Source organism: Halorubrum persicum, from assembly GCF_002727125.1.
Taxonomy (GTDB): domain Archaea; phylum Halobacteriota; class Halobacteria; order Halobacteriales; family Haloferacaceae; genus Halorubrum; species Halorubrum persicum.
The window spans coordinates 97532-108426 of record NZ_NHOA01000030.1; the positions used below are offsets into that span (position 1 = coordinate 97532).

A 10895-nucleotide genomic window follows, 5' to 3' on the forward strand; every position below is an offset into this window, starting at 1 on the left:
CTCCCGATCGGCGATCCCCCGTCCGCGGCTGCCCACAACCGTTCGGCGTCCGGTGAGCGTCCCGGCCGCTATCGACGGCGCTCCGCCGTCCCGTCGTCGGCCTCCGCGCGGTCGCCCTCTCCGCTGCCGGCGGCCGCGTCGACCACGGCCCGCGCGAGCGCCTCGAAGTCGGCGTCGTCGGGGACCACGTCGACGTCGATCCCGTGGTCGGCGGCCGTCTCCGCGGTCGGCGGGCCGATCGCGCCCACGACGGCGTCGTTCAGCCCCGCGATCGCCGCCTCTCGGACGCCGCGCTCCGCCGCGGCGTCGAGGAAGTGAGTCACCGTGAGCGACGAGGTGAACGCGGCGGCGTCGAGGTCGCCCGCGGCGGCCAGCGCCGCGGACTCCCCGGCCACTTCCGGGCGCGTCAGGCGGTAGAGCACCGTCTCGGTCACGTTCGCGCCGGCGTCACGGAGCCCCTGCAGGAGCACGTCGCTGCCGTGGTCGGAGCGCGCCACCTCGACGCGCTCGCCGTCGACGCGGCCCTTCAGCGCCGCCACCAACCCCGCAGAGGTGTACTCGTCCGGCACGAGGTCGACGGTCCACCCCGCCGCCCGCGCCGCGTCCGCGGTCGCGGGGCCGATGGCGACGAGGGTCGCGTCGCCCGGGCCCCAGCCCGCCTCGGCGGCGAGCTCGACGCCGGTCTTGCTCGTGAGGACGACGCACGGCGCCTCGCCGGGCGTCGCGCCCGTCGGCTCCACCGCGAGCATCGGGTCGGCGACCGGGTCGGCGCCGAGCGACGCCAACAGCGCTTCCGCGTCCTCGATCCGCTCGTCCGCGGGGCGGAAGACGGCGACGCTCGGGGGGCCGGAGGCGTCGGTCGCGTCCGGCTCGTCGCTCACGCGTCGTCACCCCCTCGATCGCCGTGGCCGTCGCCCTGCCCGTCACCGTTTTGGAGGAACGCCAGCACCCGGTCGCGCGTCGCGGCCACGTCGCCGATCACGGTGATCGCCGGCGGCTCGATCCCCGCCTCGTCGCGCGCGTCGACGATGGTGTCGAGGGTGCCGGTCGCGACGCGCATGCCGGGCCACGTCGCGCGCTCGACCAGGGCGACCGGGGTGTCGCCGCCGAGACCGGCGTCGCGGAGCTCCGCGGTGTACGCCGGCAACTTCCCGACGCCCATCAGCACGACGATGGTGCCGCCGGTCGCGGCGAGCGCGTCCCAGTCCACCGCCGACTCCTCCTTCGTCGGGTCTTCGTGGCCCGTGACGAAGGAGACGGACGAGGCGTGATCGCGGTGGGTCACGGGGATCCCGGCCACCGCCGGACCCGCGATCGCGGAGGTGACGCCGGGGACGACCTCGAAGGGGACGCCGGCCTCGGCGAGGTGTTCGGCCTCCTCGCCCCCGCGCCCGAAGACGAACGGATCGCCGCCCTTCAGGCGGACGACCGACTTCCCCTCGCGAGCCAGTTCGACGAGGCGCCGGTTCGTGTACTCCTGCGGGGTCCACTCGCCGCCCGCGCGCTTCCCCACGTCCTCGCGTTTCCCCTCGGGGATCTGCCCGAGGATCTCCGGGCCGGGGAGCTTGTCGTGGAGCACCACGTCGGCCGCCTCGATCAGCTCCGCGGCCTTCACCGTCAGCAGGTCCGGATCGCCCGGACCGGAGCCGACGAGGTACACCGTCCCGACGGAGTCCCCGTCACTCATCGGCACCGGCCTCCTCGCGGGCGGCCTCGATCAGGTCGGCGGCCCCCCGATCGGCCAGATCCGCCGCGAACTCCTCGGCGGCCTTCGCGTGCGACCGGATCGGGAGATCGCGTGTGTCGGCCACCTCCTCGGTGCCGTCGGTCGAGAGCACGCGGACGCGAGTGTGGACGTGTTCGCCCTGCACGAGCGCCGAGACGCCGATCGGCGCGACGCACCCCCCGTTGAGCTCGCCGAGGACCGTGCGCTCGACGGTGACGGCGACTCGGGTCCGCGGGTGGTCGACCGCGGAGCGCACGTCGTCGATCACGTCCGGATCGGTCGCGGTGACGGCGATGGCGCCCTGCCCGGCCGCGGGGACGAACTCCTCGCGGGGGAGCCGGGTCGTGGGCACGTCGTAGAACAGCTCCGAGCGGCGGAGCCCGGCCTCCGCGAGCACGATGGCGTCGTACTCCGTCTCGACTTTGCGCTCCATCGCCGAGCGCTCCAGGTCGGAGAGCGAGTCGAACCACTCCTCGACCGTCTGGTCGAACTCCTCGTCGATCTCGTCTTCCGCGTCCGCGTCGTCGCCGCCGTCGTCACCGCCCTCCTCGGCGGTCGCCGCGGACGCCTCTCCCGAGGCGATCAGCCGGCGCTCGTGGTCGGCCTGCAGATGCGGGGCGAGCAGCTTCTCGATCCGGGTGTCGACGTTGCCGCGGAGCGGTTCGACGACGAGGTCTGGCCGCGCGGCCTTGATCTGGGCGGTCCGCCGGAGCGACCCGGTCCCGACGACGGCGCCGGACGGGAGGTCCTCCATGCCGAGGCCGTCGGGGTGGACGAGCACGTCGCCGGAGGGCGCGCGCTCGGGGATGCCGGCGATAACCATCTCGCCCATCTCCTCCGTGGGTACGTCTTTCAGGGAGTGAACGGCGAGGTCGGCGTCGCCGTCGAGCACCTCCTCGTCGAGCGAGCGAACGAAGGCGCCCGTCTTGCCGAGACGGTGGATCATCTCGTCCGGGATCTGGTCGCCGCGGGTCTCGACGCGCCGGAGCTCCACGTCGCGGCGGCGGCTCGACAGGGCGTCGCGGACGGTCCCGGCCTGCCGGAGCGCCAGGTCCGACCCGCGCGTGGCGAGCCTGAGCGTATCGGTCATACCCGAACCGAGGTCCCCCGCGTTCAAAAGCGCACTAGTTCGGGCGTGACGCCGTCGCGCCGCTCAGTCGCCGTCCTCGGGCTCATCGGTATCCGTACGTTCGACCGGGAATATCTCGGTGTCGGGTGCGTCGAGCGGGCCGTCCGAACCGGTGAGCCACGCGGAGAGATAGACGACACAGGCCGCGATGATGGCGAGGGGCAACTGGAGAGTAAAAACGCCGTAGACGACCGTCACAGCGATCGTTGCCCGGGTGAGCGTCTGCCGGTCGGTACCCCCGTAATACACGAACGCCGCGATGACGAAGGCCGACACCGCGACCCCCGCGCCCCGGAGGATCTGTTGCAGGATAACTGTCGAGTACAGGAGGACAGCGACACCGATCAGAACGAGTACCGCGACGATCGTACCGCTTCTGTTGGAGGGCATCCACTCGAAAGCGTCGCCTATCGTCTATTAAACTTCGTGTGTTCGCGTCCCCCGAACGCCGCACGAGTACACGCGAGTGCTGTCTCGTGAGCGCTGTCTCGGGAGGGTTCTACGAGTGCGCCTCGTCGCCGTGAGGGAGCCTCCGCGGTACTGGCAACACGTACCGGACCGAAGGTGTGTTAGTGCTCGGGGCCCAGATACGGGTAATGGGAGTTCAGGAACAGTACCCGTTCGACATCGAGGCCGTCCGCGCCGACTTCCCGATCCTCGACCGGAAGGTCGGCGGCGATCCGGAGATGCCGGGGGAGGGGCCGGGCGACGACACCCCGCTCGTCTACCTCGACAGCGCGGCGACATCGCACACGCCGGACCAGGTCGTCGACACGATCGCGGACTACTACCGCGGCTACAACGCCAACGTCCACCGCGGGATCCACCAGCTGAGCCAGGAGGCGTCCGTCGCCTACGAGGAGGCCCACGACACCGTCGCCGACTTCGTCGGGGCGTCGGGCCGCGAGGAGATCGTCTTCACGAAGAACACCACCGAGGCGATGAACCTCGTCGCGTACGCGTGGGGGCTCGAAGAGCTCGGACCGGGCGACAACGTCGTCCTCTCGCAGATGGAGCACCACTCCTCGCTCGTCACCTGGCAGCAGATCGGCAAGCGCACCGGCGCCGACGTGCGGTTCATCGAGGTGACCGACGAGGGTCGGCTCGACATGGAACACGCCGCGGAGTGCATCGACGACGACACGCAGATGGTGTCGGTCGTCCACGTCTCGAACACGCTGGGCACCGTCAACCCGATCCCGGAGCTCGCGGCGATGGCCCACGACCACGACGCGTACGTCTTCGCCGACGGGGCCCAGTCGGTCCCCACCCGCCCGGTCGATGTCGAGGACCTCGGCGTCGACTTCCTCGCCTTCTCCGGCCACAAGATGTGCGGCCCGACCGGGATCGGTGCGCTGTACGGCCGCGAGGCGCTCCTCGACGAGCTGCAGCCGTACCTCTACGGCGGCGACATGATCCGGCGCGTCTCCTTCGAGGACTCCACGTGGGAGGACCTCCCGTGGAAGTTCGAGGCCGGCACGCCCTCGATCGCGCAGGGGATCGCCTTCGCGGCAGCGATCGAGTACTTAGAGGAGATCGGCATGGAGAACGTGCAGGCCCACGAGGACCTGCTGGCCGAGTACGCGTACGACGAGCTGACGGCCCTCGGCGGCGTTGAGATCTACGGTCCGCCGGGCCACGACCGCGGCGGCCTCGTCGCGTTCAACGTCGAGGGCGTCCACGCCCACGACCTGTCCAGCATCCTCAACGACTACGGCGTCGCGATCCGCGCCGGCGATCACTGCACCCAGCCGCTCCACGACGAACTCGGCGTCGCCGCCTCCGCGCGCGCCTCCTTCTACCTCTACAACACCGTCGAGGAGATCGACGCGCTCGTCGAGGCCGTCGGCGAGGCCCGCGACCTGTTCGCCTGACTCGGCGGCGCGCTCCGCGCGCCAGACTCTGGAGGCCGCTTCTCGGCCGCAGGTTCCCGCATCGGCGCGTGGTCGTCGTCCCGAGATACACGCCCGCCTCACTCGACGGTTAAACGGGCTTAATCCGGGCAAATTCGGGGTGAGGATCTCCATTTTATACCCGTACGCACCGCGTTCGCCGAATCAGTATGACAGACCAATCGCGGACGGCAGACGACCGCTCTCGGGACGACCGCGCCGCCGGTGACGCGACGGAAGACGGCGGCTCCGTCGTTCTGCTTCACGTCGAGCCGGACGCGCGCTCCGCGGAGCTGCTGGCGGTGTTCGCGGAGCGGTTCGCCGACGGGTTCGTGGTCCGGTCGGTCGACGGGATGGCGGCGGCGAGACGCGAGATCGACGCGGCCGACTGCATCGTGACCGAACAGCGGCTCCCGGACGGCTCCGGCGTCGACCTGATCGAACGGCTCCGGACGCGAGGCGTCGAGGTGCCGGTCGTGTTCCACACCACCTGCCGCGGAGACGAGGCGGCGGCGAAGGCGTTCGACGCGGGCGCGGACGGCTTCTTCTCGAAGCGTCCGGAGCGCGGCCAGTACGACCGCATTCTCGAACGGCTCTGTCGGCTCGTCGACGACGACGACGTTCGGACCCTCCGCACGCCGACGCCGGTCTCGCCGGACCTCCCGGAGCCGTCGTCGGGCGCGTCTCGTTCGGCGGAGTAGTCGGCGGCTCGCCGTCGGCGCTCCGGCCCGCCGGGATCGACGGAACCCTTTTGACTTGCACGGGCCTACTCGAGACCGATATGGGACTGGGCTCGGACATGTACCGGCAGCAGATCCTCGACCACTACAAGAACCCGCGCAACTACGGGGAGCTCGAGGACCCCGACTTCACCCACGTCGGCGAGAACCCCTCCTGTGGCGACACGATCCGGATGCAGGTCGCCCTCGACGACGCCGGCGAGACGATCGACGCGGTGCGGTTCACCGGCGACGGCTGCGCCATCTCGATGGCCTCGGCGAGCATGCTCTCCGAGCGCCTCCACGGCATGTCGATCGAGGAGCTCGACGACCTCGACACCGACGACATCACCGAGATGCTCGGCGTCGACATCTCTCCGATGCGCGTGAAATGCGCGGTGCTCGGGCGGCAGGTCGCGCAGGACGGCTCGAAGATCTACCGCGGTGAGCTCGACCCCGACGACCGCACGAAGACAGAGGAGTAGCCTCGCTCCCCGGTCTCTCCCGGCGTCCCCGCACCGTCCCGAGCCCACCGGACTTTTGCTCGTGAGTCACGTTCGTCCGCGTATGAGCGACGGGTTCGACAAAGAGGCCGAACGCGAGAAGCTCCGCGAGAAGTTCGCGGAGGACGAACAGAAGCGCGAGCACACCCAACGGATGTCCGAGCTGCTGTTACAGGGCGCGACGATGACGAACCGCCACTGCGACGACTGTGGCGACCCCATCTTCCGGCACGACGGACAGGAGTTCTGTCCGACGTGTCAGGCGACCGGCTCGGGCGACGAGACGGGAAGTGACGAGACGGGAAGCGACGAGACGGGAACCGCGGAGACCGCGGCTCAAACGGCGGGACGGCCCCCCCGAGAGGAGGCGAAAACCGCGGACGGGGACGGAGTCCAACCGCAGGCGGACGCCCCGGCCGCCTCTCCGTCCGCGGCGGAGGGGCAGTCGCCCCCCTCGAACGGAAGCCGGCAGGCGACGGATCCGAGCGCCACGTCCCCTCCGGCGGAGAGCGCTCCCGCCTCCGGCGCGCCCTCGGCCTCGCCCTCGTCGCACGCCGAGCGATCGGGAGGGTCGACGCCGACCCCACGGGCCGAGCCCGCCGCATCGGAAACCGTCGCCGACGCTCGGGCGTCGCTGACGCGGACGCTGGCCCGGTTCGCCCGCGCGGCCGAGGAGACGGATGACCCGCGACGCGCCCGCGACAACCTGCAGGCGGCCCGCGAGGCGGCGGAGGCGCTGGCGGCGTTGGACTGACGGCGACACCGCGGCGCTCGAAGACGACCTCAGCGCTCGAAGACCAGCCCGTAGTGGTACGGCGGGAGCTCGATCGCTTCTGCGAGACGCAGATCGCTCGCGTCCTCGACGGCTCGGCGGGTCGCCTCCGGCGGGAGGCGCAGGTCGATGGGCGGCCCCCGAGGCTCGCCGCCGATCGTCGTCCCCTCACGCGGTCGGTCGTGCCAGTTTACGACGGCGAACCGGCCGTCGACGGCGAGCGCGGCGGCGACACCCTCCACGAACGCGGATTGGTCTTCGATACCGTGGAACGCGTTCGCGAGCAGCGCGAAGTCTGCGGGTTCGGGGAGCAGTTCCGGGAGCGCTCGCGCGTCCCCCTTGACGGTGCTGACGGTGTCGATCCCCTGTTCGGCCGCGAGCGCGTCGAGCTCGGCCAGCAGCGACTCGTCGACATCGACGGCGTACACCGTCGCCGGGTCGGCGATCCGCGCCGCGGGCAGCGCGAAGTAGCCGTTTCCGCTGCCGATCTCGACGACGCGGTCGCCGGGCGCGAGCCCGAGCCGATCGAGGGTGGCGCCCGGCGTCGGCCACACTCGACCCCACCAGTCCCAGTCCGGCTGTCCCGTGTTCCGGAAGCGATCCATACCCGGGCGTGACGCTCGGCGCAGTTAGCGGCTCGGATCGCTCCCGGCGGTCCTCTCGCGCGGGCGACAGGTCTTTAGCCCAGTCAGCTACACATGGCTCGTATGGACGTGGACCGCTTCGAGGGAGTCCGGTCGGCGATCGCCGAGCGGACCGAGCTGGCTTCCGAACCGGGCGCGACTGCGGTCCCCTCCGACGCCGTCCGAAGTGTCGAACCCGCCGGAAGCGTCGTCGGCGTCACCGGCGGCTCCGGGTCGACCCTGCTCGCCGCCGCCGGCGCCGCGGTGCTTCTCGCCGTCGCGGTCGGAGCGTTGGCCGTGTACCGCCGCCGGACCACCGACAGATCCAGCGGCGCTTCGGCGTCTCCGACCGGCGGCGGCTCCGCGGGCGGCGCCGGGGCCACCGCGGACGGGAACGGGGGGGCGGGCCCCGGAACGAGCAGCGCGACCGCGTCGGACGGTGAGGGGGCGGACCGATCGGACGCCGGCGACACGAGATCGGCGTTCGACGACCGGATCGGCGATCGGACCCTGGACCGGCTCGAACCGGTCGTGCCGGACGCGGTCTCGCAGGTCCGTGACCGGCTCCCGACCGATCGGAACGCGGCGCCCAGCGCGGTCGACGCGATGGAGCGTGACCTCCGGCAGTCGGTCGAGGACGCGGTCGACGGGGGAGTGTTCGACCCGACCGTGACCTCGCCGCTGGGCGGGACCTACGACGTGGTGAACCTGCCGGGTCGGTTCCGCGAACTGACGGTTCCGCCCGGGGGAGAGACGGTTCACGTGGCGGATCTGGAGGGGGCCGTCCGCGACGCGCTCGCCGACTGGGACATCCACGAGGCCGCTCGAACGGCCGCGGTGGTCCACGACCACTGCGGCGATATCGAGTCGCACATCCGGCGCCGCGAGGAGTCGTACCTCGAGACGCGACGCGAGGCGGAGCGTTCGCTCGAGGATGTCCGAGAGATGACCGGACGCTTCGACGGTGCCCTCGCCGACCGAGTGCGGGAGTTCGTCGTCGACGGCCGCCACGAGGCGCTCCCGGGGGTCCGCGACATCGAGCGCCGGATCGACAACGCGGACCGGACGCTTCACGCCTGCGCGTTCGACGACGCCGACCGGGTGATCCGCAACGCCGAGCGGGCCGGCGACGACCTGTTGATGGCGGTCGACTTCCTCGGCGGGGTCACCGGAACGATCGACCACGGGAGCGGTCGTGTCGGGATCCCGGAGGGCGTGGACGACGCGTTCGTCGCCGATCTCGCGCCGATCCTCGAACGGCAGTACGCCGTCGACGTCGAGCTCGACGGCGACGAGCTCGTCGTCACCGGCGGCGAGTCGTCGCGGGCCGGAGCGCGCGACTCCGCTCGGTCCGCCGGCGGAGAGGGATCGCCCCCCGGCGCCGACGGGTCCGACCCCGGGCGTGAGGCCGGCAGTCCCTCGCAGTCGGCCTGTTCGACGGCCGGATCGGGACGGGAGGAAGGCGGTGGTCGCGAGCAGCTCACGCCGGACGCGGTCGCGGACGAGATCCTCTTCGTGCTTCGGGAGCTCGACGGTCGCGGCGGGGCCGGCGCCGTCGAGTACCAGACCGAACTGCTCCCCGACGCCGTGGCACGCCGTGAGGTGCTCGAACCGCTGGCGACGTTCTGCCGCCGACAGACGGACCTCGTGGCGTCGGTGACGCTTCAGGAGAACGCGCCGCCCGGCTTCTTCGAGGTCGAGTTCAGCGAGGGGACCACCGCGTCCGCCGGCCTCGACGCGCTCCGGGAGCGGTTCACGGAACGACACGGCGGGTAGGCGGCGGGGAACGCTGACGAACTTCTGTCAGGCTCCGAAAACGACATCGGGCGCGACCGGCCGCGTCCGTAATGTTTTATGTAGCTCCGTCACCCCCACTACCGTATCCGAACATGACCGACATCTGTAAGATCTGTATGCAGCGCTCGAACAAGTGGGCGGGCGGGTCGCTAGTCGAACACCTGTCCCGGGCCCACGCGGACGAGCCCGCATCGGTCGAGCAGGTGTATCCGGACCTCAAGGAGGCGGCGCTGTCCGAGGGCGGCCCGGCCGCCGACGGTCAGGACGACCCGGCCGACCCGGCCGACACCGACGAGTTCGGTCGGGCGGCGACGCCGGCGCCCTCGGGGGCCGAGACGCCGAGCGACGACCTGATGGACGACGCGTACGGGAAGAAGTGGTACCTCGTCGGCGTCGGGGGCGCGGGCAACAACATCCTCGACGCGATTCTGCTCCGACGCGCGACGCTGGAGGAGAACAACGAGCGTCGCGCTCGGATCTGGCAGGGCGGGTTAGCGGGGTACGGGCTGTTGAACACCAACGTCAGCGAGCTCGAACAGACCTACTACGCCCAAGAGGAGAAGGGGTACAGCCGCAACGACCTCCTCCCGAACTGCATCATCGGCTTCGGCGAACACGACTACGCCGGCGCCGGCTACCGGTGGGACCTCGGACGCGACCTGATCGAGGCCGACTTCGCCGACGACGCCGACCCCTTCCGGGAGCGATGGGACCTCAAGGGCGAGCGGCTCCGGGACTCGCAGGCCGTGATGTTCGTCCACAGCGTCACCAAGGGGACGGGCTGTGGCGCGACTCCCGTCCTCGCCGAGAAGCTCCGCGAGAAGGTGCTCGACGACGGGATCGTCTCGAAGCCGCTGTTCAGCAGCGTCGTGATCCCCTCGGAGGGGACCCAGTACTCGGAGTTCGGCGGCCGCGCGAAGGTGAACGGCGTCGTCGGGTTGGCCCGCACCTCCCGGACCGTCGACGCGATCGTCCCGTTCGACAACAAGCGGCTGGAGGACGTGGGCGCCGACATTCGCCCCCGGATCGACCGGCTCGGCGAGTACAACCCCCCGCAGTACGTCGAGGTGAACAAGCCGCTCGTGGCCTTTCTGGAGGCGTTCACGATGTCGTCGGTGCCGCAGTTCCTCGACCGGGACGCGACGATGTCGATCAAAGGCGACGTGTTCGATCCGGCCGACAGCTTCCGCCCGGTCCAGGACAAGTACCAGCGCGACCCCGACCGGGACTTCTCGCCCGCGGTGGTGCTCGCGCCGGTGCTCGGTCGCTCGCGAGCGAACACGTTCGACGAGTCGAAGCTGGAGCTGCTCGTCCGGAACGCGCTGTTCCAGAACAAGCTCGCCGAGTTCGACCCGACGACCGCGTGGGGCGGGACCTTCCTCATGTACGGTCCCGAGGGGAAGATGCGGGAGGTCTCGGAGCTGATCGGCGACGGCACCCTCGCGAGCATCATCGGCGACGAGGAGTTCCTCGACGCCGGCCGTTCGACCGGGATCGAGTCGGTGGACATCCACATCAAACAGCTCGTGACGCCGTACCTCGACGACGTGTACCTGTGGGGGACGCTGTGGAACCCCGAGATGCCGTCGATCGAGGCCATGTACGACCACGCGCTGACGCTCAAACAGGAGGGGAACAGCGAACAGGCCGAAAACGTCCGTGAGGTGTGGGACGAGGTCGAGGCGCTGTTCTCGTGTCTCGGCCGCGAGAACATGGCCTGAACCGCCTCGCCTC

11 protein-coding genes are annotated in these 10895 nt (G+C 70.9%); 6 read left to right on the plus strand and 5 right to left on the minus strand.

Annotation, left to right across the window (positions count from 1 at the left end; translation table 11 throughout):
* Window positions 1-68 precede the first annotated feature (68 nt).
* The 4 genes from DJ69_RS04640 to DJ69_RS04655 all read right to left on the minus strand — a co-directional run bounded on the left by DJ69_RS04640 (window position 69) and on the right by DJ69_RS04655 (window position 3131).
* Complete coding sequence (locus DJ69_RS04640) at window positions 69-881, minus strand: uroporphyrinogen-III synthase (RefSeq protein ID WP_099254519.1); 813 nt, start codon at window positions 879-881, stop codon at window positions 69-71.
* Window positions 878-1687 (minus strand): uroporphyrinogen-III C-methyltransferase, encoded by an 810-nt coding sequence (gene cobA / locus DJ69_RS04645; protein WP_099254520.1) that lies wholly within the window; start codon window positions 1685-1687, stop codon window positions 878-880. Before cobA ends, DJ69_RS04640 begins: the two co-directional genes overlap by 4 nt.
* The gene (gene hemC / locus DJ69_RS04650) at window positions 1680-2816 is read right to left on the minus strand and encodes a hydroxymethylbilane synthase (RefSeq protein ID WP_099254521.1); all 1137 of its coding nucleotides are present in this window, start codon (window positions 2814-2816) and stop codon (window positions 1680-1682) included. The genes cobA and hemC overlap by 8 nt, the downstream gene beginning before the upstream one ends.
* Before the next feature lie 63 nt (window positions 2817-2879).
* Window positions 2880-3131 (minus strand): hypothetical protein, encoded by a 252-nt coding sequence (locus DJ69_RS04655; RefSeq protein ID WP_245851501.1) that lies wholly within the window; start codon window positions 3129-3131, stop codon window positions 2880-2882.
* Between the two features lie 320 nt (window positions 3132-3451).
* Between DJ69_RS04655 and DJ69_RS04660 the strand changes: the two genes are divergently transcribed.
* From DJ69_RS04660 to DJ69_RS04675, 4 genes are all read left to right on the plus strand, one after another.
* Window positions 3452-4729: an aminotransferase class V-fold PLP-dependent enzyme gene (locus DJ69_RS04660; RefSeq protein WP_099254523.1), complete on the plus strand. Its 1278-nt coding sequence runs from the start codon at window positions 3452-3454 to the stop codon at window positions 4727-4729.
* A gap of 188 nt (window positions 4730-4917) precedes the next feature.
* On the plus strand, window positions 4918-5448 hold the full coding sequence (locus DJ69_RS04665) for a response regulator (RefSeq protein WP_099254524.1): 531 nt from the start codon (window positions 4918-4920) through the stop codon (window positions 5446-5448).
* 80 nt (window positions 5449-5528) lie between these two features.
* Entirely contained in the window at window positions 5529-5951 is a 423-nt protein-coding gene (gene sufU, locus DJ69_RS04670; RefSeq protein WP_099254525.1) for a Fe-S cluster assembly sulfur transfer protein SufU, read from the plus strand.
* Window positions 5952-6033: 82 nt separating this feature from the next.
* Window positions 6034-6723, plus strand: coding sequence for an Sjogren's syndrome/scleroderma autoantigen 1 family protein (locus DJ69_RS04675; RefSeq protein WP_099254526.1), 690 nt, complete (start codon window positions 6034-6036; stop codon window positions 6721-6723).
* Between the two features lie 29 nt (window positions 6724-6752).
* On the opposite strand, the gene DJ69_RS04680 is transcribed toward DJ69_RS04675, so the two are convergent.
* Window positions 6753-7346, minus strand: coding sequence for a class I SAM-dependent methyltransferase (locus DJ69_RS04680; protein ID WP_099254527.1), 594 nt, complete (start codon window positions 7344-7346; stop codon window positions 6753-6755).
* A gap of 102 nt (window positions 7347-7448) precedes the next feature.
* On the opposite strand from DJ69_RS04680, the gene DJ69_RS04685 reads away from it, so the two are divergent.
* Both DJ69_RS04685 and DJ69_RS04690 read left to right on the plus strand, forming a co-directional pair.
* Window positions 7449-9140: a hypothetical protein gene (locus tag DJ69_RS04685; RefSeq protein WP_099254528.1), complete on the plus strand. Its 1692-nt coding sequence runs from the start codon at window positions 7449-7451 to the stop codon at window positions 9138-9140.
* A 113-nt stretch (window positions 9141-9253) separates the two neighbouring features.
* Window positions 9254-10882 carry an FtsZ/tubulin family protein gene (locus tag DJ69_RS04690; protein WP_099254529.1) on the plus strand — a complete coding sequence of 543 codons (1629 nt, stop codon included), beginning with the start codon at window positions 9254-9256 and terminating at the stop codon, window positions 10880-10882.
* Window positions 10883-10895 lie beyond the last annotated feature (13 nt).